18 protein-coding genes are annotated in these 24,284 nt (G+C 71.9%); 11 read left to right on the top strand and 7 right to left on the bottom strand.

The window, feature by feature from the left end; all coding sequences use genetic code 11:
* Positions 1 to 262: 262 nt before the first annotated feature.
* Positions 263 to 1,276 carry an acetylxylan esterase gene (locus LQ51_RS08400; RefSeq protein ID WP_046564124.1) on the bottom strand — a complete coding sequence of 338 codons (1,014 nt, stop codon included), beginning with the start codon at positions 1,274 to 1,276 and terminating at the stop codon, positions 263 to 265.
* 25 nt (positions 1,277 to 1,301) lie between these two features.
* The gene (locus tag LQ51_RS08395; RefSeq protein WP_046564123.1) at positions 1,302 to 2,339 is read right to left on the bottom strand and encodes a LacI family DNA-binding transcriptional regulator; all 1,038 of its coding nucleotides are present in this window, start codon (positions 2,337 to 2,339) and stop codon (positions 1,302 to 1,304) included.
* A gap of 273 nt (positions 2,340 to 2,612) precedes the next feature.
* Here LQ51_RS08395 and LQ51_RS08390 point away from each other — a divergent pair, with 273 nt between their 5' ends.
* From LQ51_RS08390 to LQ51_RS08360, 7 genes are all read left to right on the top strand, one after another.
* The gene (locus LQ51_RS08390; protein ID WP_082159322.1) at positions 2,613 to 5,078 is read left to right on the top strand and encodes a beta-xylosidase/alpha-l-arabinosidase; all 2,466 of its coding nucleotides are present in this window, start codon (positions 2,613 to 2,615) and stop codon (positions 5,076 to 5,078) included.
* A 2-nt stretch (positions 5,079 to 5,080) separates the two neighbouring features.
* Positions 5,081 to 6,070 (top strand): ABC transporter permease, encoded by a 990-nt coding sequence (locus LQ51_RS08385; RefSeq protein ID WP_046564122.1) that lies wholly within the window; start codon positions 5,081 to 5,083, stop codon positions 6,068 to 6,070.
* Positions 6,067 to 6,996 (top strand): carbohydrate ABC transporter permease, encoded by a 930-nt coding sequence (locus LQ51_RS08380; protein WP_046564128.1) that lies wholly within the window; start codon positions 6,067 to 6,069, stop codon positions 6,994 to 6,996. The genes LQ51_RS08385 and LQ51_RS08380 overlap by 4 nt, the downstream gene beginning before the upstream one ends.
* Positions 6,997 to 7,044: 48 nt before the next feature.
* Entirely contained in the window at positions 7,045 to 8,679 is a 1,635-nt protein-coding gene (locus tag LQ51_RS08375) for an ABC transporter substrate-binding protein (RefSeq protein ID WP_046564121.1), read from the top strand.
* A gap of 110 nt (positions 8,680 to 8,789) precedes the next feature.
* Complete coding sequence (locus LQ51_RS08370; RefSeq protein ID WP_052744780.1) at positions 8,790 to 9,731, top strand: GH39 family glycosyl hydrolase; 942 nt, start codon at positions 8,790 to 8,792, stop codon at positions 9,729 to 9,731.
* Complete coding sequence (locus LQ51_RS08365; RefSeq protein WP_046564120.1) at positions 9,728 to 10,414, top strand: DUF624 domain-containing protein; 687 nt, start codon at positions 9,728 to 9,730, stop codon at positions 10,412 to 10,414. Before LQ51_RS08370 ends, LQ51_RS08365 begins: the two co-directional genes overlap by 4 nt.
* Positions 10,411 to 12,504 carry an alpha-glucuronidase gene (locus LQ51_RS08360; RefSeq protein WP_156313007.1) on the top strand — a complete coding sequence of 698 codons (2,094 nt, stop codon included), beginning with the start codon at positions 10,411 to 10,413 and terminating at the stop codon, positions 12,502 to 12,504. The genes LQ51_RS08365 and LQ51_RS08360 overlap by 4 nt, the downstream gene beginning before the upstream one ends.
* Before the next feature lie 45 nt (positions 12,505 to 12,549).
* Here the strand turns inward: LQ51_RS08360 and LQ51_RS08355 are convergent, their stop codons facing one another.
* Genes LQ51_RS08355 through LQ51_RS08340 form a run of 4 tightly spaced genes read right to left on the bottom strand, consistent with a single transcriptional unit; the run spans position 12,550 to position 18,078 of the window.
* Complete coding sequence (locus LQ51_RS08355) at positions 12,550 to 14,874, bottom strand: beta-xylosidase/alpha-l-arabinosidase (protein WP_046564119.1); 2,325 nt, start codon at positions 14,872 to 14,874, stop codon at positions 12,550 to 12,552.
* A gap of 38 nt (positions 14,875 to 14,912) precedes the next feature.
* Positions 14,913 to 15,773 carry a carbohydrate ABC transporter permease gene (locus tag LQ51_RS08350; protein WP_231605592.1) on the bottom strand — a complete coding sequence of 287 codons (861 nt, stop codon included), beginning with the start codon at positions 15,771 to 15,773 and terminating at the stop codon, positions 14,913 to 14,915.
* 2 nt (positions 15,774 to 15,775) lie between these two features.
* A complete protein-coding gene (locus LQ51_RS08345) occupies positions 15,776 to 16,771 on the bottom strand; it encodes a carbohydrate ABC transporter permease (protein WP_046564118.1) in 996 nt (331 codons plus the stop codon).
* Positions 16,768 to 18,078 (bottom strand): extracellular solute-binding protein, encoded by a 1,311-nt coding sequence (locus LQ51_RS08340; RefSeq protein ID WP_046564117.1) that lies wholly within the window; start codon positions 18,076 to 18,078, stop codon positions 16,768 to 16,770. The genes LQ51_RS08345 and LQ51_RS08340 overlap by 4 nt, the downstream gene beginning before the upstream one ends.
* A gap of 163 nt (positions 18,079 to 18,241) precedes the next feature.
* Here LQ51_RS08340 and LQ51_RS08335 point away from each other — a divergent pair, with 163 nt between their 5' ends.
* A complete protein-coding gene (locus LQ51_RS08335; protein ID WP_231605595.1) occupies positions 18,242 to 19,222 on the top strand; it encodes a LacI family DNA-binding transcriptional regulator in 981 nt (326 codons plus the stop codon).
* A 52-nt stretch (positions 19,223 to 19,274) separates the two neighbouring features.
* On the opposite strand, the gene LQ51_RS08330 is transcribed toward LQ51_RS08335, so the two are convergent.
* Entirely contained in the window at positions 19,275 to 20,294 is a 1,020-nt protein-coding gene (locus LQ51_RS08330) for a LacI family DNA-binding transcriptional regulator (protein ID WP_046564115.1), read from the bottom strand.
* Positions 20,295 to 20,662: 368 nt separating this feature from the next.
* Between LQ51_RS08330 and LQ51_RS08325 the strand changes: the two genes are divergently transcribed.
* From LQ51_RS08325 to LQ51_RS08315, 3 genes are all read left to right on the top strand, one after another.
* Complete coding sequence (locus LQ51_RS08325) at positions 20,663 to 21,853, top strand: endo-1,4-beta-xylanase (RefSeq protein WP_046564114.1); 1,191 nt, start codon at positions 20,663 to 20,665, stop codon at positions 21,851 to 21,853.
* Between the two features lie 250 nt (positions 21,854 to 22,103).
* A complete protein-coding gene (locus tag LQ51_RS08320) occupies positions 22,104 to 23,537 on the top strand; it encodes a glycoside hydrolase family 10 protein (protein ID WP_046564113.1) in 1,434 nt (477 codons plus the stop codon).
* A gap of 395 nt (positions 23,538 to 23,932) precedes the next feature.
* Positions 23,933 to 24,178: a hypothetical protein gene (locus tag LQ51_RS08315; RefSeq protein WP_046564112.1), complete on the top strand. Its 246-nt coding sequence runs from the start codon at positions 23,933 to 23,935 to the stop codon at positions 24,176 to 24,178.
* Positions 24,179 to 24,284 lie beyond the last annotated feature (106 nt).

Genomic DNA, 24,284 nt, shown 5'->3' with positions numbered 1-24,284 from the left:
GGCGGCCGGGTCGCCGGGGCCGGCACGTTCGGGCAGGGCGGCGGGCCGGCCGGCAGGCGTCCGCCGCGGGTCGCCCCGCCGGCCCGGGCGTTCGCCGGGACCGCCCCGGGCAGGCTGAGCGCCGGTACGAGCAGGGCGACGGCGAGCGTCGCGGGCAGGCCTCTCATGTCCCCGGACGCTAGCCACACCGCCACGATCGGGTTGCCTGCTCGGCCATTCGCGTCCGGCGGGCGCGCTCGGGCGGTAGGGTCCCCCTCCCCGGTCACCCGCCGGTGGGGGCGGACCCCGAGAGGGGTACGCGCTGCGCCAGCCAGCGCAGCTGCCGCCGTACCTGCACGGCCTCGCCGCCCTCGTGCTGGTTGAACGGGTAGACGTGGATCTCCCGGTCGGCGGGGTCGGGCCGGCCCTGGTCGGCGCCGTACTGGTTGTAGGCGGCGAACGCGGTGCTCGGCGGGCAGACCCGGTCGCGCAGGCCGACACCGAAGTGCGCGGGCGCGGCGGCCCGGCGGGCGAAGGTGACCCCGTCGACGTAGGACAGGGTGGCCCGGACCCGCTCCTCCACCTCCCGGTTGACGGCCAGGTACTGCGCGATCTCGCCGTACGGCGCGGCGTCGGTGATCTCGATGGCGCGCTGGATGTGGCAGAGGAACGGGGCCGTGGTGAGCAGCGCCGCGAGGTCGGGGACGAGTCCCGCCACGGCGAGGGCGAGACCGCCGCCCTGGCTGTTGCCGGCCGCGACCACGCGGGCGGCGTCGACACCGGGCAGCGCGCGCACGGCCTGCACGGCGCGCACCGCGTCGGTGATGAGCCGGCGGTAGTAGTAGCGCTCCGGGTCAAGGATGCCCCAGGTCACCGGCCAGGGTCCGCCGGCGCGGCCGGCGTGCGGGTCGTCGGTGTCCCCGCTGCCGTACTGGCCCGATCCGCGGGCGTCCATCAGCAGGTGGGCGTAACCGGCGACCGGCCAGGTCAACCGCTCGTGCGGCAGGCCGCGCCCGCGCCCGTAGCCGACGTACTCCACGACGGCGGGCAGCGGCGCGTCCGCTCCGGCCGGTCGGGTGTACCAGGCCTTGACCGGGTCGCCGCCGAAGCCGGCGAAGGTCACGTCCCAGGTCTCCACGAGGCGCAGGTCGGTCGGCTCCGGGCGGACGTCGAGCAGCACCGGCCGGGGCGCCTCGGCGGCCAGCGTCGCGCGCCAGAAGGCGTCGAAGTCGGCCGGCTCCGGCACCGTGGGCGCGTACTGGCGCAGGTGGTCGAGGGGAAGGTCGAACAGGGCCATGGCTCCTCGCGGGTGGGGACGGGACTCAGCGGGTCCGGGCGGGCGGGGCGGAGGTCTCGCGCACGATCAGCTCGGTCACCAGGTCGACCCGGCTGGCCGGCAGGTCCACCCCACGGGCCAGGTCGAGCAGCATCTGGGTCGCCGTGCCGGCCATGTCGCGCAGCGGCTGGTTGACGGTGGTCAGGGCGGGGCCGATCCAGGCGGCCACCGGCAGGTTGTCGTAGCCGACCACCGACAGGTCGCCGGGGACGTCCAGGCCGAGCTGGCGCGCCGCCCGGAGCACGCCCATGGCCTGCATGTCGGAGCCGGCGAAGATCGCGGTGGGACGCTGCGCCGTGCTGAGCAGCTCCATCCCGTACGTGTAGCCGGCGTCGACGTAGAAGCTGCCGAAGCGCACCAGCTCCGGGTCCACCCCGACGCCCGCCTCCTCGTGGGCGGAGCGGAAGCCGGCCGTCCGGGCCCGGCTGCACAGCACGTCCTGCGGCCCGGCGATGATCCCGATCCGGCGGTGACCGAGGCCGAGCAGGTGACGGGCGGCGAGCAGGCCGCCGTTGAAGTTGTTCGAGCCGACGGTCGGCACCGAGGCCGAGGTCGCGCTGTCGGTGTCCAGCACCACGAACGGGATCTTGCGGCGCTGGAGCTGGCGCTGCTGCGCCTCGCCGAGCTGGCACAGGACGAACAGCACGCCGCGCGGCGGGTAGGTGAGCAGCTCGTCGAGCCACTGCTGCGGGGGGCGGTGCGCGCCGCCCAGTTGGGAGAGCACCACGTTGACCCCGACCGGCGCGGTCACCGACTCCACGCCCCGGATGATCTCCATGGCCCACTCGTTGTCGAACTCGTGGAAGACCAGGTGGACCTGCCCGGCGTCGGCCGACCGCCGGCGTGACCGGCGGCGGTACCCGTGCCGTTCGAGGCTGGCCTCGACCCGGGCCCGGGTGTGGGCGGCGACGTCCGCGCGGCCGTTGAGCACCTTCGAGACGGTGGCCACGGAGACGCCGACCTCCTTGGCGATGGTCGCGATGGTGACGGCGCCGGGCGGGGTGGCGGGGCGGGACGTCGTCATGGGCCTCATCCAAGCGTCCGAAAATTTCGGCGGACATTATCACAGCCGCCGCCGGTCGGCGATGACCCGCCGGGGCTGGGCAACCAGCCCTTCCGCTCATAGCCGTCGATACCCTCCAGCGTGGACAGCGCTTTCCCCCACCTCTTGACACGGTCCGGCGGGCCCCCTAAGTTCCCGCAACAAGTACCACGTGGTCGCCGAAAGTTTCGGAGGAGACCGCGGCTTCCCGGTGTTCCGTCCGGGAGGACTGCTGGTCGGATTCGAGAGGTGCGCATGACCGACCAGTTGCCCGTCACCCACCCGGCGGCCCAGCCCGACCCAGCGGCCCAGCCCGGCCCGGCAACCCAGCCCGGCCCGGCGGTCCAGCCCCGCGCCGGGCTCGATGGTCGGCCGTGGCGGGACTCGTCGCTGCCGCCGGAGCAGCGCGCGGACGCGTTGATCCCGCTGATGTCGCTGGCGGAGAAGATCGCCCAGCTCGTCGGCGTCTGGGTCGGCGCCGACGCCTCCGGAGCCGGCGTCGCCCCGCACCAGTCCGACCTGGCGAGCGACCCGCCCGAGTGGGGCGAGGTGATCCGGCACGGCCTCGGCCAGCTGACCCGCCCGTTCGGGACCGCACCGGTCGACCCGGTGCGCGGCGCCCGGTCGCTGGCCGCGTCCCAGGCGGAGATCGTGGCGGCGAGCCGGTTCGGCATCCCGGCCCAGGTGCACGAGGAGTGCCTCACCGGGTTCGCCGCCTGGCGGGCCACGGTCTACCCGGCGCCGCTGAGCTGGGGCGCCACCTTCGACCCCGACCTCGTGCAGGAGATGGCCGGACGGATCGGCCGGTCCATGCGGGCCGCCGGCGTCCACCAGGGCCTGGCGCCGGTGCTGGACGTGACCCGGGACTACCGCTGGGGCCGCACCGAGGAGACGATCGGCGAGGACCCCTTCCTGGTCGGCACGGTCGGCGCCGCGTACGTCCGGGGCCTGGAACGGGCCGGCGTGGTGGCCACTTTGAAACACTTCGCCGGCTACTCGACCTCCCGCGGCGGCCGCAACCTCGCCCCGGCCCAGGTGGGGCGCCGGGAGCTGGCCGAGGTCATCCTGCCGCCGTTCGAGATGGCCCTGCGCCTCGGCGGGGCGCGGTCGGTGATGAACTCCTACGCCGAGATCGACGGCGTGCCGGTGGCCGCCGACGAGAGCCTGCTGACCGGGCTGCTGCGGGACGAGTGGGGCTTCACCGGGACCGTCGTCGCGGACTACTTCGCGGTGCGCTTCCTGGAGACCCTGCACGGCGTCGCCGCCGGGGCGCCCGACGCGGCCCGGCTCGCCCTGACCGCCGGCATCGACGTCGAACTGCCCACCGTGGACACCTTCGGCCCCGAACTGGTGGCGGCGGTCCGTGCCGGCGCGGTCGACGAGGCGCTGATCGACCGGGCACTGCGCCGGGTGCTCATCCAGAAGATCGAACTCGGTCTGCTCGACGACGGCTGGCAGCCGCTGCCCGCACAGGTCGAGCAGGTACGCCTCGACGACGAGCGCAGCCGGGACGTCGCCCTGCGGCTGGCCCGGGAGTGCGTCGTCCTGCTGCACAACCCGGCGGAGCTGCTGCCGCTGACCGTGCACCAGCGGATCGCCCTGGTGGGTCCGGTCGCCGACGACCCGATGGCGATGCTCGGCTGCTACTCGTTCCCGCTGCACGTCGGCGTGCACCACCCGGACCACGAGACCGGGGTGGAGATCGAATCCCTGCGGGCGGGCCTCGAACGGCTGTTCCCGAAGCTCAGCTACGCCCCGGGCTGCGCGGTGACCGGCGACGACACCGCCGGCATCGCCGCCGCCGTGGCGGCCGCGTCCGCCGCCGACGTCTGCGTGCTGGCGGTCGGCGACCGGGCCGGCCTGTTCGGTCGGGGCACCTCCGGGGAGGGCTGCGACGCGGTGGACCTGCGGCTGCCCGGCGTGCAGGCCGAGCTGGTCCGGGCCGTCCTGGACACCGGCACCCCGGTCGTCCTCGTGCTGCTGACCGGCCGGCCGTACGCCCTCGGGGCGGAGTACGACCGGGCCGCCGCCGTCGTGCAGGCCTTCTTCCCCGGCCAGCGCGGGGCCCGGGCGCTGGCCGAGGTGCTCGCCGGCCTGGTGAACCCCTCCGGCCGGTTGCCGGTCAGCGTCCCCCGCGACGCCGGTGGCCTGCCCGGCACCTACCTCGGCCCGGCGCTGACGCACCGGTCGGAGGTGTCCTCGGTCGACCCGACGCCGGCCTTCCCGTTCGGCCACGGGCTCAGCTACACGACGTTCGAGTGGAGCGGGGCCGCCGTGTCCGGGGCGGTGGCCCGGCCCGACGCGCCGGCACCCTGGGCGGTCGACGGCGAGGTGACCGTCGAGATCACGGTGCACAACACCGGGTCGCGGGCCGGCACCGAGGTCGTCCAGCTCTACCTGCACGATCCCGTCGCGCAGACCACCCGCCCGCGGGTCCGCCTGGTCGGGTACGCCCGGGTGCCGCTGGCGGCCGGCGAGGCCGCCCGGGTCAGCCTCACGGTCCCCGCCGACCTCACGTCGTTCCCGGGCCGGCACGGCCGGCGGATCGTCGAGCCCGGCGACGTGGAGCTGCGGTTCGGCCGGTCGAGCGCCGAGCCGGTGGCCACCCTGCCGCTACGCCTCGTGGGCGCCGAACGGGAGACCGGCCCGCACCGGCGGCTCGAGCCGTCGGTGCGCGTCGAGCCGGCCGGCACCCGGCCGCACGCAGCCGAGGAGGGGTAGCGATGAGCAGCCCCGGAGCCCTGCGTCCACCGCCGACCGCGAACCCGCCGGCGGCGCCGTCCGGCGCCAGGCCCGTGCGGCGCAAGCGCCGGCGCACCTGGCGACAGGCGCTGCGCCGGGACTGGCAGCTCTACTCGCTGGCCGTCCTGCCGCTGCTGTTCTTCCTGATCTTCCGGTACCTGCCGATGCTCGGCAACGTGATCGCCTTCCGCCGGTTCCGGCCCGGCGGCAGCATCTTCGGCGACTACTGGGTCGGCCTGCGGTACATCCGGATGTTCCTGAGCGACCCGACGTTCTGGGACGTCTTCACCAACACCCTGGTGCTGGGCGGGCTGACCCTGCTGTTCTGCTTCCCGCTGCCGATCGTGCTGGCGCTGCTCCTCAACGAGCTGCGCAGCACCCGGCTCAAGCGGTTCGTCCAGTCGGTGTCGTACCTGCCGCACTTCCTGTCGATCGTGATCGTGGCGGCCATGGTGATGCAGCTGTTGTCCATCGACGGGACGGTGAACCAGCTGGTCCGGGCGGTCGGCGGCGAGGCGGTGCCGTTCCTGCAGCAGGCCGGGTGGTTCCGGAGCATCTACGTCTCCTCGGAGGTCTGGCAGACCGTCGGCTGGGGCACGATCCTCTACCTGGCCGCGCTGACCACCATCGACGAGGACCTGTACGAGGCGGCCCGGATCGACGGGGCCAACCGGTGGCGACAGACCTGGCACGTGACCCTGCCCGGGATCCGGCCGACGATGGTGACCCTGTTGATCCTCAACATCGGCACCTTCATGGCGGTCGGGTTCGAGAAGATCCTGCTGTTGTACAACCCGTTGACCTACCCGACCGCCGACGTGATCTCCACCTACCTGTTCCGGGTCGGCATCGTCTCCAACAACTTCAGCTACGCGGCGGCGATCGGCCTGTTCGAGTCCGTGATCGGGTTGACGCTGGTGCTGTCGGCCAACGCGATCTCCCGGCGAGCGGTGGGAGCGAGCCTGTGGTGATCGCCGACCGGGTCGCGTCCCGCCGCGTGGCCCGGGCCCGGACCGGCATCCGGCCGAGCCGGGGCTACCGGGTCTTCCGGGTGGTCAACGCGATCGTCCTGACCGGCATCGTGGTGGTGACGTTGTACCCCTTCGTCAACATCGTGGCGCGGTCGCTCAGCGACAACGCGTACATCGTCGCGGGGCAGGTGAACCTGGTCCCGCGCGGGTTCAACATCGCCGCGTACAAGGCGGTGATGTCCGATCCGTTGTTCTGGACGAACTATCGCAACACGGTCTTCTACACCGTGGTCGCCACGGCCGTCGCGCTGGTGCTGACCACCTGCTACGCCTACGTGCTGTCCAAGAAGCACCTCAAGGGGCGGACCGCCCTGGTCGGGATCGCCGTGTTCACCATGTTCTTCAGCGGCGGGCTGATCCCCAACTACGTCCTGGTCACCAGCCTCGGGCTGAAGAACACCGTGTGGGCCATCGCGCTGCCCAACGCGATCAGCGTGTTCAACCTCCTCGTCATGAAGGCGTTCTTCGAGAGTCTGCCGGTCGAGTTGGAGGAGGCCGCCGCCGTCGACGGGCTGAACACGTACGGGATCCTGCTGCGCATCGTGCTGCCGCTGTCGAAGGCCGTGGTCGCCACGATGCTGCTCTTCTACGCCGTCTCCTTCTGGAACTCCTGGTTCTCCGCGTTCCTCTACATGGATCAGATGGACCTGCTCCCGGTGACGGTGTACCTGCGCAACCTCATCGCCGGTGCGACCGACGCGACCTCGACCGGCGGCGGCCTCGGCAGCGCCACCGACGTGGTGCAGTCCGCCGCCACCATCCAGGCCGTGACCATCGTGCTCACCGTCCTGCCGATCCTGACGGTCTACCCCTTCATCCAGCGGTACTTCGTCTCCGGAGTCATGCTCGGGGCGGTCAAGGGATAGCCGCACGGGCAACCACCCGCCCACCACCCCCACCCGAGAGGAATCCCCATGGTCCAGCTATCCCGGCGCCACCTGCTGTTCGCCGCCGGCGCTGCCGCCGTCGTGTCGGTGGCCGGCTGCGGCGACGACGCCGACAAGAAGGACCTCACCGACAACCGGGTCGGCGCCATGGACAAGTACGGCGTCGGTGACCAGTTCAAGGCCACCACGTCGGTGTCGTTCTCGATGCTCTACAACAACCACCCGAACTATCCGTTGAAGAACGACTGGCTGTTCTGGTCGGAGCTGACCAAGCGGACCGGCGTCAAGATCGAGCCGGTCGCCGTGCCGCTGAGCGACTACGAGCAGAAGCGCAGCGTCCTGATCGGCGCCGGTGACGCCCCGCTCATCATTCCCAAGACCTACCACCCGCAGGAGGAGGCGTACGTCTCCTCGGGCGCCATTCTCCCGGTCAGCGACTACCTCGACCTGATGCCGAACTTCACGGACAGCATCGAGAAGTGGAACCTCCAGCCGGAGATCGACGCGCTCCGGCAGGAGGACGGCAAGTTCTACCTGCTGCCGGGCCTGCACGAGAAGCCCTGGCAGGACTACACCCTCGCGGTCCGGATGGACATCCTCGAGGAGCTCAAGATCCCGGTCCCGCAGACCTGGGACGACGTGTACACCATGCTCAAGGCGATGAAGGCCAAGTACCCGAACGTCTACCCGTTCTCCGACCGGTTCAGCAAGCCCAACCCCGCCGGCAACCTGCTGAACATGCTGGCCCTCGCCTACGGCCTGGAGGGGGCCGGCTGGAACTTCCACCACACCAGCTGGGACGCGAGCGCCAAGAAGTTCGTCTACACCGGCGCGTCGGAGAAGTACAAGGCGGTCCTGGAGTACCTGCACAAGCTGGTCGCCGAGGGGCTGCTCGACCCGGAGACCTTCACCCAGACCGACGACCAGGCCCGCCAGAAGCTCGCCAGCGGCAAGTCCTTCGTGATCAGCGCCAACGCGCAGAGCATCGTCAACGACTACCGGCCCGACATGGCCAAGACCTTGCCGAACGCGCGGGTGGCGAAGATCCCGTTCCCGATCGGGCCGGCCGGACCGATGAACCCGGCGTCGCGGCTCGAGAACGGCATCATGATCTCCACGAAGGCCCGCGACAGCAAGAACTTCGTGGCGATGATGCAGTTCATCGACTGGCTCTGGTACTCGGAGAGCGGCAAGGAGTTCGCCAAGTGGGGTGTCGAGGGGGTCACCTACACCAAGGACTCGTCCGGCAAGCACACCCTCGCCCCCGACGTCGACGTCCTCGGGCTCAACCCCAAGGGGACGAAGCACCTGCAGAAGGACTTCGGCTTCTACAACGGCATCTTCGCCTACGGCGGCAAGCCGGAGCTGGTGCAGGGGTTCTTCTCGCCGGAGGAGGTGGAGTTCCAGAACGTGCTCAACGCCCGGCCGCCCGTCCCGGTCCCGCCGCCGCACCCGCTCAGCGACGCCGAGCGCGAGCAGGTGACCCTCTGGGAGACGCCGCTGAAGGACTTCGTCTACGGGAACTCGCTGAAGTTCATCCTGGGCCAACGCGACCTCGGCGAGTGGGACGCCTACGTGAACGAACTCAACGGCAAGAACATGGGGTCCTACCTGGACATCATCAACAAGGCCTACGACCGCTACCAGAAGAACCACGGCTGACCGGGTGACCGCCGGCCGGGCCCGCACGCGGTACCCGGCCGGTACGGCCACCTGGCGGGCCAGCGGCCCCGGTGCGCGCCGCCGGGCGCCGGGCAGCGGAGAGGATCGACATGCGGATCGTCGTACCGGAGCGGGCCACCGGCCGGCTGGGTGCTGCCTGGCGTGCCTGCGTCGGCACCGGTCGGTTCGACCTGGCGCTGCGGCGGCTCTACGAGGTCACCGCGCACGCCGTGAAGGAGGTCGACGCCGCGTTGCAGGTCGGCGGCCCGGCCCTCTCCCCCGGCGCCGACGACTGGCTGCCCCGCTTCGCCGACTTCGTCGCCGCCCGGTCGGTGCCGGTCGACTTCGTCAGCAAGCACGCCTACTCCTCCGGGCCGGCCCGGCACCTGCCGTTCGGCGTACACCAGACGCTGACCCCGGCCGCCGAGCTGCTGAAGCAGTTCGCCACCCCTGCCGCGCTGCTGCGGGACACCGCCCTGGCCGGGCTGCCGGTGCCGACCACGCTGTTCCACGGCGGCTTCGGGCTGCTCACCCACCGCCAGATCAAGAAACCGACCTACCACCTGTACGCCTTCCTGGCCCGCCTCGGCGACGAGGTGCTCGCGCGCGGCCCGGACTACCTGGTCACCCGCGACGGCACCGGCCGGATCACCGTGCTGGCCTGGGCGCCGGTGGACGTCACCGGCCGCGAGCCGGTCCCCGACCGGCACACCGTACGGCTGTCCCTGCCTCTCGCGGCACCGGGGGCGAGCACCGCGTTCCTGCTGCGCTCGTCGGTCAGCGAGGAGGCCGGCAACGCGTGGCGGGCGTGGTGCGAGATGGGGCGGCCCGCCTCGCCGCGCACCCGCCAGCTGGACGCCCTGCGGGAGGCCGCCGAGCCGGTCCGGCGGCACGCCAGCCTGCCCGTCGTGGCCGGCCGCGTCGCGCTGGACCTAGACCTGTCCCGGCACGAGGTTACCCTGGTCGAGCTGACCGCGGTCGCCGACGAGACCCCGCCGTGGTGGAGCGACGAACGGCTGCTCGGCCAGCCCGCCGGAGAGGAACCCGCATGAGCGACACCGGTGTCCACCGCCAGTTCGGCGACGGGCTGCTGTCCCGCGCCGCCGCGCTGATCTACACCCTGCTCGTGGTCGAGCTGCTGCTGCTGGTCGCCGCCGCGCCCGGCCTCGTCGCGATCACCCTGCTGGAGCCGGACATCAGCAACCTTCCGCTGGCCGCGGTGGCTGCGATCCCGCTCGGCCCGGCGTTCTCCGCCGCGTGCTACGCGCTGTACCACCAGCGCCCCGACCTGACGGACCTGCACCCGGCGCGGGTCTTCTGGCGCGGCTACCGGGCCAACCTCCGCGACTCCCTGCTCGTCTGGGTGCCGTTGCTGGTCTGGCTGACCGTCATCGCGATAAACCTGGCCCATTTGTCGGCCGCGGGCCTGCCCGGCTGGTGGGTGGTGCCGCTGGTCCTGGTCGGCGCGGGGGTGACCCTGATCGGGGTGAACGCGCTGGTGATCACCTCGTTGTTCACGTTCCGCCTCCGCGACGTGCTGCGGCTGGCCCGGTTCTTCCTGCTGCGCACCCCGGTCGGCACGCTCGGCACGGCGGGCCTGCTGGCCGCGGCGACCGCCCTGACGCTGGTGACCTCCGAGGCGGTGCCCGTCGCCCTGGGCGCGGTGCTGGTCTTCGCGCTGCTGCGCGGCAGCGAGCCGATGATCGCCCTGATCCGGAAGGACTTCACGGCGTGAGCCTGCCCCGGCCCGTCGACGTGCATCCCGCCTGGTTGCCACCGGAGGCGTTCCGCGCCCTCGGCGCGCGCCGCACCGTGGTCTGCGGTGGCGGCCCGCTGGTGGAGACGGTGCTGCGGGAGGTGACCGCGGCCTGCGCCCGGTACGGCGGCGACGTCCGGCGGCGAGGGCCGGCCCCGGCGGGCCCCACGGACGGACGCCCCGACGACGGCCCGGCCGACCTGGTGTTCGCGCTGGCCACCGCCGGGCCGCTGCCCGCCGGCGCCGAGGAGGTCGCCGCCGAGCACCGGCGCGGTCGGGCGGCGCTCGGCGCCGAGGGCTTCCTGCTCGCCCGGCGGTCCGGCGTCACGGTGGTGCTGGCCGAGGAACCGGTGGGACTGCTGTACGGCCTGTTCCACGTGGTCCGCCTCGGCGAGTCGGCGTTCGGCGCCGCCCGCCCGCCGGAGGCGCACCGGCCCGCGATGCGGCGGCGCATGCTCGACCACTGGGACAACGTCGACGTGCACCCGGTGATGGGGCAGGTCGAGCGCGGCTACGCGGGTGGGTCGATCTTCTGGCGGGACGGCGCCCCGCGCGGTGACCTGGGCCGGATCCGGGCCTACGGCCGGCTGCTGGCGGCGGCCGGGGTCAACGCGGTCTCGGTGAACAACGTCAACGTGCACGCCACCGAGGCGCGGCTGCTGACCGACCGGCTCGGCGACGTGGCCGCGCTCGCGGACGTGCTGCGACCGTACGGGATCCGGGTGCACCTCTCGGTCACCTTCGCCGCGCCGGTCGTGCTCGGCGGCCTGCCGACCGCCGACCCGCTGGACGAGCGGGTCCGGGCCTGGTGGGCCGCGACCACCCGCCAGGTGTACGAGCGCATCCCGGACTTCGGCGGCTACCTGGTGAAGGCCGACTCCGAGGGGCAGCCCGGCCCGTTCAGCTACGGCCGGGACCACGCCGACGGCGCGAACCTGCTCGCCGACGCGCTGGCGCCGTTCGACGGGGTGGTGCACTGGCGGGCGTTCGTCTACAACCACCGGCAGGACTGGCGGGACCGGTCCACCGACCGGGCCCGGGCCGCCTTCGACCACTTCGCCCCGCTCGACGGGCGGTTCCGGCCCAACGTGATCGTCCAGGTGAAGCACGGCCCGATCGACTTCCAGACCCGGGAGCCGGTCTCCCCGGTGCTGGCGGCCATGCCGGCCACTCGGCTGGCGGTGGAGTTCCAGGTGACCCAGGAATACACCGGCCAGCAGCGGCACGTGTGCTACCTGGGCCCGTGGTGGAGCGAGGTGCTCCGGTTCGCGCCGTGGGGCGACGACCGTACCGTCGCGGGCGTGGCGGCCGGCGAGCACGGGGACGGCGGCGGGCTGGTCGCCGTCTCGAACGTCGGCGACGACCCGTTCTGGACCGGGCACCCGCTCGCCCAGGCCAACCTGTACGCGTTCGGCCGGCTGGCCTGGGACCCCCGGCTGGACCCGGCCGCCGTGCTCGACGAGTGGATCGGCCTGACCTTCCCGCCGGCCCCGGAGGGCGACGCTGACCTGGTGCGGCGGACCCTGCACGAGCTGATGGACGACTCCTGGCGCACCTATGAGCGGTACACGGCGCCGCTGGGCGTCGGCTTCATGGTCCGTCCGGGGCTGCACTACGGCCCCGACGTGGACGGGTACGAGTACAGCCGGTGGGGCACCTACCATTTCGCCGACCGGGACGGGGTGGGCGTGGACCGCACCCGCGCCACCGGCACCGGATTCACCGGCCAGTACCCGCCGCCCTGGTCGGACGTCTACGAGTCGGTCGAGCGGTGCCCGGACGAGCTGCTGCTCTTCTTCCACCACGTGCCGTACGGGCACCTGCTGCGCAGCGGCTCGACCGTGATCCAGCACATCTACGACACCCACTTCGCAGGCGTCGAGCAGGTCCACGCGATGCGCCGCCGGTGGGACGCGCTCTCCGGCCAGGTCGACCGGGCGGTGCACGACCGGGTCCGCGAGCGCCTCGACGAGCAGGCGCGCTGCGCGCAGGAGTGGCGGGACCAGGTCAACGCCTACTTCTTCCGCAAGTCCGGGGTGCCGGACGCGCAGGGCCGGCGGATCCACTGACCGGGCTGGTCCGCCGGGCGCCCGCGGGACGCCCGGCGGACCGGCTCACCTGATCTCGGCGGTCGTCCAACGCGGTGAGTCGTTGGTGACCGGCACGGTGGCGCCCACCAGGGTGGTGCGCGCCTCGGTGTCCCGCTGCGCGCTGGTGCCGACCCAGAGCTCGACGTCACCGGGCTCCACCACCCGGGTGAACGTGCGGTCGGAGAAGGCCAGGCGGGTGGTGGGCACCGTCAGCTCCACGGTGACCGACTGACCCGGCTCCAGGTGCACCCGCCGGTAGCCGAGCAGCTGCGCCACCGGCCGAGTCACCGAGGCCACCACGTCCCGGCCGTAGAGCTGGACCACGTCGTCGCCGGCGGCCCCGCCGGAGTTCGTCACCCGCACGGACACCCGCAGCGCCCCGTCCGTCGGTACCGTGGCCGGCACGGCCAGGTCGGTGTGCGCGAACGTCGTGTACGACAGGCCGTGCCCGAACGGGGCGGCCGGGCTCGCCGGCAGGTTGGTCACCTCGTTGCCCTCGCCGAGGGTGGGGTGCAGGTACGAGTACGGCTGCGCCCCCGTCGAGCCCGGCAGGCTGACCGGCAGCCGGCCCGACGGGTTCACCCGACCGGAGAGCACGCCCGCGATCGCCCCGGCCCCCTCCTCGCCGGGGAAGAACGCCTGCACCACGGCCGCGCAGCGGGACAGCGCCCAGCCGATCACATACGGCCGGCCGGTGAGCAGCACGAGCACGACCGGCGTACCCGTCGCCAGGACCGCCTCGACGAGCTCGCGCTGGACGCCGGGCAGCTCCAGGTCCTCCCGGTCGCAGCCCTCACCGACGGTGCCGCGCCCGAACAGCCCGGCGTGATCCCCGACGACCAGGACCGCGACGTCGGCGGCGGAGGCCACCGCCACGGCCTCGTCGAAGCCGGACCGGTCGTCGCTGTCCACGTCGCAGCCGGGCGCCGCGGTGACGAGGTCGGCGCCGAACTCGGCCCGGAGCGCCTCGAGCACCGTCGGCGCCTCGATGCCGGTCTCCACCCCGGGGTGCTGGACGAGCACGTGGTTGAGGAAGGAGTAGCACCCGAAGAGGGCGGCCTGGCGGTCCGCGTTCGGGCCGATGACCGCGAGCCGTCGGCCGGCGGGCAGCGGCAGCACGTCCTGGTTGGCGACCAGGACCAGCGACTCCTCGGCGAGGCGCCGGGCGATCGACCGGTGCTGCGGGGAGTCGAGGTCGACCGCGCGGGGCGGCTCGTCGGTGAACGTGGCGTCGAGCAGCCCGAGTTCCAGCTTCTGGCGCAGGACCCGCAGCACCGCCCGGTCGACGAGGGCCTCGTCGAGCGTGCCGGCCCGCACCTGCTCCTGCAGGGTCAGGTAGGCGTCGCCGGTCGGCAGCTCGATGTCGAGACCGGCGGTGAGCGCCTGCGCGGCCGCGTCCGCGTGGTCGGCCGCGACCTGGTGCAGCAGGTTCAGGAACGCGACACCGTAGTAGTCGGCCACCACGGTGCCGTCGAAACCCCATCTGTCGCGGAGCACGCCGGTCAGCATCGTCGGGTCGGCGGCCACCGGCACGCCGTCGATCTCCGTGTACGAGTGCATGATGCTGCGGGCGTTGCCGTCGAGGATCGCCATCTCGAACGGCGGGAAGAGCACGTCGGCGAGTTCCCGCGGCCCGGCGTGCACCGGGGCGAAGTTCCGCCCGGCACGGGAGGCGGAGTAGCCGGCGAAGTGCTTCAGCGTGGCCAGTACGCCCTGCGACTGGAGGCCGCGCACGTACGACGTGCCGATGGTGCCGACCAGGTACGGGTCCTCGGCGATGCACTCGTCGACCCGGCCCCAGCGCGGGTCCCGGATGACATCGAGCACCGGGGCGAGGCCCTGGTGGATGCCGAGCGCCCGCATGGAGGCCCCGATCGCCTCGGCCATCTCGGTGACGAGTGCCGGGTCGAACGCGGCCCCCCAGCCCAGCGGGGTGGGGAAGGTGGCGGCCTGCCATGCCGAGAGCCCGGTGAGGCACTCCTCGTGGACGATCGCCGGGATCCCCAGCCGGGTCTTGGTCACCAGGTCCCGCTGGAACTTCCAGAGCCAGGCGGCGCGGGCCGCCGCGTCGACGGGGCGGGTGCCGTAGGCCCGGGTGAGGTGGCCGAGCCCGTGCCGGGCGAAGTCCTCGAGTTTGGTGGAGTCACCGAACTCGCCCTGCAGGGGCGCGACCGCCTCACCGTCCTCCTTCTCCCAGAAGCCGACGAGCTGGGCGACCTTCTCCTCGATCGTCATCCGGCCGAGCAGCTCGCGTACGCGGGCCTCGCCGGCGTGTCCATCGGGCCGGTCGTGGTCGGGAGCTGCCTGAGCCGGTACCGGCCCGCCCACAGCCGCGTGGACCTCAGTCATGTTGTGCCTTTCCTTGATTGTGCTGCTACCGCTGTCGCTCAGCCCTTGACCGCACCCTGGAGGCCACCGACGATCTGCTTCTCGGCCATCGTGAAGAAGAGCAGTGCCGGCAGCATCGCCAGTGAGGTGAAGGCGAGGACGCCCGCGGTGTCGGTGGAGTACTGGCTCGAGAAGCTCTGCACCCCGAGCGGCAGCGTGTGCAGGTTGACGTCGCCGAGGACGAGAAGCGGCAGCAGGAACGCGTTCCAGCTGGCCACGAACGCGAGCACGCCGACGGTGACCAGCGCGGGCCGCGACAGTGGCAGCGCGATGCGCCAGAGGAAGCCGAGCCGGCTCGCGCCGTCGATCGCGGCCGCGTCCTCCAACTCGCGAGGGATGGCGGACAGGAACGGCCGCAGGATCACGATCGTCAGCGGCAGCTGGAAGGCGACCTGCGGGAGGATCACCGCGTAGTAGGAATTGATCAGGTTCAGGTCGCGCAGCATCAGGTAGAGCGGCAGGATCGCCGCGCCGGCCGGGAAGAGCAGGCCGAGGGTGAAGAAGGTGTAGAGCCCTTCACGCCCCCGGAAGGTGTAGCGGGCCAGCACGAACGCGGCGGCCATCCCGAGCACCACGACGCCGAGGGTGGTGCCGAGGGCGATCACTCCACTGTTGAACGCCTGCTGCCAGAAGTTGCTCCGGCCCAGCACCCGGGCGTAGTTCTCCCAGACCCACGGATCGGGCAGGCCGGCGGGGTCCGCGACGATCTGCGGAGTGGTCCGGAAGCCGCCGATGATCACGTAGAGGATCGGGGTGATCGAGACGGCCGCGATGGCGAGCGCCAGCGCGTAGGTGAGCGGGGTGCCCCAGGACAGCGCCCGGCGCTGCCCGGACGGGGAGAGAGCGGGGTTGGTGGCCACGATCAGTTCGCCCTCCGGGTGATGGCGCCCTCGATGTCCCGGCGCAGGATGAAGCGCTGGAACAGCAGCGCCGCGACGAACGAGATGACGAAGAGGATGACGGCCACCGCGTTGCCGTAGCCCCACAGCCGGGCGAAGAACCCGTTGTCCACCATGTACGTCGCCATCGTGCCGGAGGCCCCGAGCGACCGCACCGCGGGCACGGAGGTCACCCAGATCACGTCGAAGACCTGCAGCGAGCCGATCATCGACAGGAACGCCCAGATCCGGATGGTCGGCCCGAGCAGCGGGAGGGTGACGTGCCGCTGGGTCTGCCACCAGCTCGCGCCGTCGATGGCGGCGGCCTCGGTCAGCTCGTGCGGCACGTTGGACAGGCCGGCGAGCAGCAGGATGATGGCGAAGCCGACGTACTTCCAGGTGAGGATGAACAGCAGCGTCCAGATGACGACGTCGAGGTCGGCGAGCCAGGCCTGGACCAGGCCGCCGAGCCCCAGGGACTTCAGCAGCGCGTCGAAGGTGCCGTCCTCGACCAGGATGAGCTTCCACATGATGCCGACGGTGACCTCGGCGAGCACGTAGGGCACGAACACCAGCAGGCGGAACAGGGCGCGCCCGCGGAAGCGGCGGTTGAGCAGCAGGGCGATGCCGAGGGCTACCGGGCCCTGGATCAACAGCGACCCGAACACGATGATCGCGTTGTTGCGCAGCGCGTCGAGGAAGATCGGGTCCTGGAAGGCCAGGGTGTAGTTCCGCAGGCCCACGTAGTCGGTGGGCGGTCCGACGCCGCGCCAGCGATAGAGGCTGTAGTAGACCGCGAAGCCCATCGGCACCAGCACGAACATCACGTACACGGCGATCGCCGGCGTGGTGAGCCCGACGATCTCGTACCACTTGCGGCGGGTCTCGGCCCGCCGGGACGCGCGCCCGGCGGGCCGGTGACCCGCCGGCGGCGTCGAGACGCCGCCGGCGGGGAACCGGGTCTGATCGGTGGAGGTCACTTGCTCGCGGCTGCCTTCATCCGCTCGACGACCTGCTCGGGCGTGCCCTTGCCCGAGAAGATGCCGACGATCCCGTCGTTCATCGCGGTGCCGACGGTGCTGCCGTAGGCGGTGTCCAGCCAGAGCTGCACGTAGCTGGCCTGGGACGTGGCCTCCAGGATGGACTTCAGGGCCGGGTCCTTGATGCCGGCCTCCGCGCCCTTCGCCACGGGCAGACCGGTGCCGGTCTCGGCGTAGCCCTTCTGCACCTCGGGGCTGGCGATGTACTTGAGGAACTCGACGCACTCGGCCGGGGCGTTCTTGGCACAGGCGAACCCGTCGCCGCCGCCGAGGGCGGCCTTGGGGTCACCGGCGGAACCGGAGATCGCCGGCACCGGGAACCAGCCGAGGAACTTGGCGAGCTTGGCCTTGTCCGTGGCGACGGTGTCCAGGGTGCCGCGGTTCCAGTCGCCCATCAGCTCCATCGCGGCCTTGCCGTTGGCGAGCAGACCGTTGGCGCTGGTCGGGTCGTTCTGGCCGGGGGTGGCGATGAAGTTGTTCTGGAACGGCTTGGTGTCGATGAAGGCCTTCAGGTCCTGGCCGGCCTTAACGAAGCACGGGTCGTCGAACTTCTTGTCGAGGGACGCCTTCTTCAGCGTGTCGACCGAGCAGTCGCGCAGCGCGAAGTTGTACCACCAGTGCGCGGCGGGCCACTTGTCGCCGGCACCGACGGCGATCGGGGTGACGTTGATGGCCTTGAGCTTGGTGACGGCGGCGTTGAGCTCTTCGAAGGTGGCCGGCGGCGCGGTGATGCCCGCCTGGGCGAACATGTCCTTGTTGTACCAGATGCCCTCGATGCCCATCCGGAACGGCAGGCCGTACTGCTTGCCGTCCACCTGCCAGATCTCGGCCGCGCTGCCGATGTTGGCAACCTCGGTCTTGACCTGGTCGGTGATGTCCTTGAGGTAGTCGGCCTCGACCTGATCGCGGAGCTCGCCACCACCCCAGGTCATGAAGATGTCCGGCGGGTCGTTGCTCAGCAGCGCGGCGGGGATCCGGGTGCGCTGGAGCTGGTTGGTCTCGATCGCCTCGATCTCGATCTTGACGGTCGGGTGCGCCGTGGAGAAGTCCTTGGCGACCTTCTCCCAGTAGGTCTTGCCGGGCCCGTCCTGGTTGGCGTTGTGCCACCAGGTGAGGGTCACCGGGTTCTTGTACAGCTCGCTCTCACTGGGCTTGTCGTCATCGCCGCCGCTGCTGCAACCAGCGACGACGAGAGCGCTTGTCATAAACAGTGCCAGGGCGGCACCCGCACGGCGTCTCGTCGCCATCGATGTCTCCTCCGTAGGCAGTGGTGGTACTCGGCCTGCGGGGGAGTTTTTCAGTCGGGTATCACACTGTCAATCGGTATCGATAACGTTTTCGAATCACTCGGGACGGCCGCTACGCAGCGCCTCTATCATCGTCGACGTGGTGTTCCCGGAGCGCGTCAAGATGTCGGATGTGGCACGAACTGCCGGCGTCTCGGTGGCAACCGTATCGAAGGTTGTCAATGGAAGGTACGGCGTGGCCCAGGCGACCGTGGAGCGCGTCCAGCAGGTGATCCACGAACTCGGCTACGAGGCCAGCCTGGGGGCGCAGAGCCTGCGCAGCCACCGCACGAACGTGCTCGGCATCCTGGTCGCCGAGTTCGAGCCGTTCTCGACCGAACTGCTCAAGGGCGCCTCCCGGGAGGTCGCCGGCAGCGGGTACCAGTTGCTGGCCTACTCCAGCGGCGACGGCGAGGGCGCCGCCATCGGCTGGGAGCGGCGCTCGCTGGCCCGGCTGTCCGGGACCCTCATCGACGGCGCCGTGATCGTCACCCCGACCGTGATCGAGACCAAACACGGCTTCCACGTGGTGGCCGTCGACCCCCACACCGGCCCGTCCGGCCTGCCCACCGTCGACTCGGACAACTTCGCCGGCGCCGTGCTCGCCACCAACTACCTGCTGGCGCTCGGCCATCGCCGCATCGGGCACATCAGCGGGCGCCCCGACCTGGAGTCCGCGCGGCTGCGCGAGGCGGGCTTCCGCAAGGCCATGGCCGACGCCGGGGTGGCGGTGGACGAGCGGATCGTACGGGTCGGCGGCTTCCGCACCGAGAGCGCCGCCGGCACGGCCGCCGAACTGCTCACGCTCCCCGACCGGCCGACCGCGATCTTCGCCGGCAACGACCTCTCCGCGATCTCCACCATGGACGTCGCCCGGAGCATGGGGCTCACCGTGCCCGACGACCTCTCCGTGATCGGCTTCGACAACATCCCGGAGTCGGCACTGGTGAACCCGCCGCTGACGACGATCATGCAACCGCTGCAACGGATGGGCGCGGAGTCGCTGCGCCTGCTCATCGACCTGATCGCCGGCGTCGAGCGGGACACCCACATCCGGCTCCCCACCGAGCTGGTCGTACGGGCCTCGTGCCGGGCCCACCCGTGACGCCGCGGCCCGGGCCGCGCCCGTAGCCACCTCCCGCGCGACCCCGCGGGAGTCAGCCGGCCAGCGGGGCCACACTGTCGCGCACCACAAGCTCGGTGGCCAGCTCCACCCGCGGGCTCTCGATCCGCTCCCCCTGCGCCAGGCGCAGGATCGTACGGGCGGCGAGCAGGCCCATCTTGGCCAGGGGCTGCCGGACCGTGGTCAGCGGCGGGGAGCACCACCGCACCTCCGGCAGGTCGTCGAAGCCGATCACGCTGATGTCGTCGGGCACCCGCAGGCCGCGCCGCCGGACGGCCTCGTAGACGCCGAGGGCCATCTGGTCGCTGGCGGCGAAGATCGCGGTGGGCGGGTCGGGCAGGCGCAGCAGCTGGGCGCCCGCGGCGAACCCGGCCTCGTGGTAGAAGTTGCCCGGATGGATCAGCTCGTCGTCGATGCTGAGGCCGGCACTGTCCAGCGCCGCCCGGTAACCGTCCACGCGGGCCCGGCTGCACATCAGCTGCGGCGGGCCGGAGATGAAGCCGATCCGCCGGTGGCCGAGCGCGAGCAGGTACTCCGTGGCGCGCAGGCTGCCCACCCAGTTCGTCGCGCCGATGGTGGGTGACTCCTGCGGCGGCACCCCCGCGGGGTCGACGATGACGACCGGGATGTCGAGCCGGCGCAGCTCGGCCTGCAGCGGCGGCTCGAGGGTCGAGGTCACGAAGATGACCCCCTCGGTGGAGCGGGTGCGCAGGTTGTCGAGCCACTGCCGGGCCGACGAACTGCGCCGGTGGATCGCGGAGACCACGGTGCCGATGCCGGCGGCGTGCGCCACGTCCTCGACCCCACGGATGATCTCGACCGCCCACGGGCTGTCCAGGTCGTTGAAGACCAGGTCGATCAGGCCGGAGCTGGCCCGCATGCTCGGCCGCCGGCGGCGGTAACCGTGCCGCGTCAGCAGCTCCTCGACCCGTTCCCGGGTGTGCGGCGCGACGTCCGAGCGACCGTTGATGACCCGCGACACCGTGGGCACCGAGACGCCGGCCAGCTGCGCGATCGCCGCGATGGTGACTTTCCGGGAATCTGCCGAGGTCACCGGCCGCCCTTTCGTCCTGGCTCGAGCGACCGCTGAGAAACCCCGGCCGGCAGCCGCCCCGCGCCCACGGGCACCCGGTCGGACACCGATACTTTCGATCGCTTTGAAGGGCACGGTATGACCCCTCGCGTTCCGGGTCAAGGCCCTGCCGTACCTGGTCGGCCGCTTCGACACCCCGGCGGACCGGACCGCCGGCGGTGTTGACGAGGGGGATCGACGATCGTATTGTTCCGGCTCAGCTACCGGAAGTTTGCCCGGAAGTATCGGTTCCCGCACCGTCCCGCCGATCGGTGCCGCTCCTGCCGCACCGACCGTGCGCCCCGCATCGACTCCTGGTCCGCCCGTTCGCACCACCCGGAGGAACGCTCATGAAACTGCGACGATGGATAGCCGCCGGCGCGGTCGCCGTGGCGACCGCCGCCGTGCTCACCTCGCCGGCCACCGCCGGTCGCCCCTACGATCCGACCGACCAGAGCCTGCGTAACCTGGCGCTGCGGCACGGCCTCGCGGTCGGCACGGCCGTGGATCTGGCGGCCCTCAACGACCCCGCCGACCCGCGCTACCGCGAGCTGGCCGCCTCGGAGTTCTCCACGGTCACCGCCGAGAACGCGATGAAATGGGAGAGCCTGGAGCCGACCCGCGGCACCTACAACTGGGGGCCGGCCGACGAGCTGGTCACCTTCGCCCGGCAGCACGACCAGCGGGTCCGCGGGCACGTGCTGGTCTGGCACAACCAGCTGCCGGCCTGGCTGACCAACGGCGTGGCCGACGGCTCGATCAGCACCGCCGAGCTGCGCGACATCCTGCGCCGGCACATCACCAACGTGGTCACCCACTTCAAGGGCCGGATCTGGCAGTGGGACGTGGTGAACGAGGCGGTCAGCGACCCGTGGGACACCCCGTCGACCCTGCACTACAAGGGATTCTGGGCCGAGCACCTCGGCCCGGGCTACATCGCCGACGCGTTCCGCTGGGCCCGCGCCGCCGACCCGCACGCCCTGCTGTTCTACAACGACTACAACATCGAGGCCTTCGGCTCGCGGGACCCGGCCAACGACAAGACCCAGTTCGTGTACGACATGGCCAAGCAACTGCGGGCCAAGGGCGTACCGATCGACGGCATCGGCAGCCAGGGCCACCTCGGCACCCAGTACGGCAACTTCGACACCTTCCAGGTCGTCGAGGCGCTGCGGAAGTTCGCCGGCCTGGGCCTGGCCACCGCGTTCACCGAGGTCGACGTGCGCAGCCAGCTGACCGAGGGCGTGCAGGCGGGTAACGAGGCCGAGATCAACCCGCGGCTGCAGGCGGCGGCAGCGAACTTCGACGTGCTGCTGCAGGCCTGCCTGGCGGAACGGCACTGCCTGTCGTTCACCGTCTGGGGCTTCACCGACAAGCACTCCTGGGTGCCCGGCTGGTTCACCGACCCGCCGGAGGGCATGGCGACCATCTACGACGAGAACTACCAGCCCAAGCGGGCGTACCAGGCGTTGAAGGCCGACCTGATCTACAGCGGCCCGCCGTACGTGCTGCCGCGCATCCCGCAGCGGCCTCGCCGCTAGGCGCGGGTGGATGGTGAGCGGGGCCGGTCGATCCACCGGCCCCGCTCACCACGTCCGACGCCGCGACATTGATATTTCGGAATTGTTCCGTTAGTTTTCGAGAGATTAGCTTCGATGACTCACGGTGGGGCGGGAGACCATCCCGATCCGCGCGGCCCCGGGCGGCCGCGCCGCGAACCGAGCCGACCACCGTGGCGGGCAGTCGTCGAAGCGGCCCTCCTCATCGGTACAGCTATCGAAAGGCTTCTTGATGGACAACGTGCTCGCCCGCGGCAGCGGGAGTTCGACGAGTCGGCGCCGACCCCGGGCCGCGCTGGTGGCGGTGGCGGCCGGAGCGGCGATGCTCGCCGCCTCGGTGGTGGTCGCCTCCAGCGCCAGCGCCGGCACCACGCTGGGCTCGGCGGCGGCGGAGCAGGGACGCTACTTCGGCACGGCGGTGGCCGCGAACAAGCTCTCGGACGCCACCTACGTCGGCATCCTGAACCGCGAGTTCAACATGGTCACCCCCGAGAACGAGATGAAGTGGGACGCCACCGAGCCGTCCCAGGGCCAGTTCTCGTTCAGCAGCGCCGACCGGATCGTCAACCACGCCCGGTCCAACGGCATGCGGATGCGCGGGCACGCCCTGGCGTGGCACCAGCAGCAGCCCGGCTGGGCGCAGAGCCTCTCCGGCACGGCGCTGCGACAGGCGATGATCAACCACATCACCCAGGTGGCCACCTACTACCGGGGCAAGATCTACGCCTGGGACGTGGTGAACGAGGCCTACGCCGACAGCGGCGGTGGCCGTCGCGACTCCAACCTCCAGCGCACCGGCAACGACTGGATCGAGGTGGCGTTCCGTACCGCCCGCGCCGCCGACCCGGACGCCAAGCTCTGCTACAACGACTACAACATCGACAACTGGACCTGGGAGAAGACCCAGGGCGTGTACAACATGGTCCGGGACTTCAAGTCGCGGGGCGTGCCGATCGACTGCGTCGGCCTGCAGTCGCACTTCAACAGCGGCTCGCCGTACCCGGGCAACTACCGCACCACCCTGCAGAACTTCGCCGCCCTCGGCGTCGACGTGCAGATCACCGAGCTGGACATCGAGGGCTCCGGCAGCACCCAGGCCGCCACCTACGGCAACGTCGTCAAGGACTGCCTGGCCGTGTCCCGCTGCACCGGCATCACCGTCTGGGGCATCCGGGACAGCGACTCCTGGCGGGCCAGCGGCACGCCGCTGCTCTTCGACGGCAACGGCAACAAGAAGCAGGCGTACACGGCCGTGCTCGACGCGCTGAACGCCGGCGGCACCACGCCGCCGCCGACCACCGCGCCGCCGACCACCGCTCCCCCGACCACCGCTCCCCCGACCACCGCGCCGCCGACCACGCCGCCGCCCTCGGGCAACGGCTGCACCGCGTCGCTGACGCTCAACCAGTGGCAGGGTGGCTTCGTCACGAACGTGCGGGTCACCGCCGGCACGAGCCCGCTGAACGGCTGGAGCGTGACGCTCACCCTGCCCTCGGGCGCGACGGTCACCAACACCTGGAGCGCCCAGCCGAGCGGCACCAGCGGTGCCGTGACGTTCCGCAACGTCGACTACAACCGCCAGGTCGGCGCCGGCGCGACCACCGAGTTCGGCTTCCAGGGGGTCGGCACCGGACCGTCCGGCACCGCCACCTGCACCGCCGGCTGACCGGCCGCGGCCCGGTGCCGGAGCCTCCGGCGCCGGGCCGCATCCGGCGGCCCGACCTCGCCGGACGGGAGGTCACCTCCACCTGGTACGCCCTTCCGGCAGCTCGCCGGCAATCCCCGGCGAGCTGCCGAACCAGGTCGGCCCCACACCGCCACCGGCGGCGCGGGGCCGATCCGGCGGTACCGGCCACCCACTCATGCTCCGGCATCCCCGAATGACCTGGCCCGCCCCGCGCTGCGCGGGCGGCCGGCCGCCCGCGCTGTGTTACCTCCGCAACGCGCTGCGCGGGGCGGTCGGTGTCCCGGCGCATTCGCGACACATCGACCCGGGGCGATCAGGTGTCAGCGCGCGACGCGCAGGGTAGCCCCGCAGGCACAGTGTCGAAGGAGGAAGCCATGACCGACCCCCGATACGCCCCGCTCGGCCTCGTTGCCGCCGCCGACGTCGTCGAGGACTCCGGAGAGCACGGCGACGGCCCGATCGTGGGCGCGGACGACGCCCGGGCCGACGCGGCGCGCGCCGGCGCGGAGACCGACCTGACCGGGGCCGACCGCGACACGGACGGGACGCCCGTGGGCGCCGCCGACGCCGAGGCGGACCGCGCCCGAGCGGCCGGCGAGGACGGCGAGCCGCGTCCCTGACCCGACGCCGGGGCCGGCCGCCGACGCCCGGCCCCGGCATCACCCGTCCGCCGGCACAATCCGCACCCGGCGCCCGGCGTTAAGCCACCCGCCGGCACGGTCCGCG

It is taken from the genome of Micromonospora sp. HK10 (genome assembly GCF_000982955.1).
Taxonomy (GTDB): Bacteria; Actinomycetota; Actinomycetes; order Mycobacteriales; family Micromonosporaceae; genus Micromonospora.
This window is presented reverse-complemented; position numbering and strand designations above follow the sequence as displayed.

What these genes read in the sequence shown, in the direction of transcription:
- LQ51_RS08400 (WP_046564124.1), bottom strand. Translation starts at nt 1,276, where the DNA reads ATGGCCCTGTTCGACCTTCCCCTCGACCACCTGCGCCAGTACGCGCCC.
- LQ51_RS08395 (WP_046564123.1), bottom strand. Translation starts at nt 2,339, where the DNA reads ATGACGACGTCCCGCCCCGCCACCCCGCCCGGCGCCGTCACCATCGCG.
- LQ51_RS08390 (WP_082159322.1), top strand. Translation starts at nt 2,613, where the DNA reads ATGACCGACCAGTTGCCCGTCACCCACCCGGCGGCCCAGCCCGACCCA.
- LQ51_RS08385 (WP_046564122.1), top strand. Translation starts at nt 5,081, where the DNA reads ATGAGCAGCCCCGGAGCCCTGCGTCCACCGCCGACCGCGAACCCGCCG.
- LQ51_RS08375 (WP_046564121.1), top strand. Translation starts at nt 7,045, where the DNA reads ATGGTCCAGCTATCCCGGCGCCACCTGCTGTTCGCCGCCGGCGCTGCC.
- LQ51_RS08370 (WP_052744780.1), top strand. Translation starts at nt 8,790, where the DNA reads ATGCGGATCGTCGTACCGGAGCGGGCCACCGGCCGGCTGGGTGCTGCC.
- LQ51_RS08365 (WP_046564120.1), top strand. Translation starts at nt 9,728, where the DNA reads ATGAGCGACACCGGTGTCCACCGCCAGTTCGGCGACGGGCTGCTGTCC.
- LQ51_RS08355 (WP_046564119.1), bottom strand. Translation starts at nt 14,874, where the DNA reads ATGACTGAGGTCCACGCGGCTGTGGGCGGGCCGGTACCGGCTCAGGCA.
- LQ51_RS08340 (WP_046564117.1), bottom strand. Translation starts at nt 18,078, where the DNA reads ATGGCGACGAGACGCCGTGCGGGTGCCGCCCTGGCACTGTTTATGACA.
- LQ51_RS08335 (WP_231605595.1), top strand. Translation starts at nt 18,242, where the DNA reads ATGTCGGATGTGGCACGAACTGCCGGCGTCTCGGTGGCAACCGTATCG.
- LQ51_RS08325 (WP_046564114.1), top strand. Translation starts at nt 20,663, where the DNA reads ATGAAACTGCGACGATGGATAGCCGCCGGCGCGGTCGCCGTGGCGACC.
- LQ51_RS08320 (WP_046564113.1), top strand. Translation starts at nt 22,104, where the DNA reads ATGGACAACGTGCTCGCCCGCGGCAGCGGGAGTTCGACGAGTCGGCGC.
- LQ51_RS08315 (WP_046564112.1), top strand. Translation starts at nt 23,933, where the DNA reads ATGACCGACCCCCGATACGCCCCGCTCGGCCTCGTTGCCGCCGCCGAC.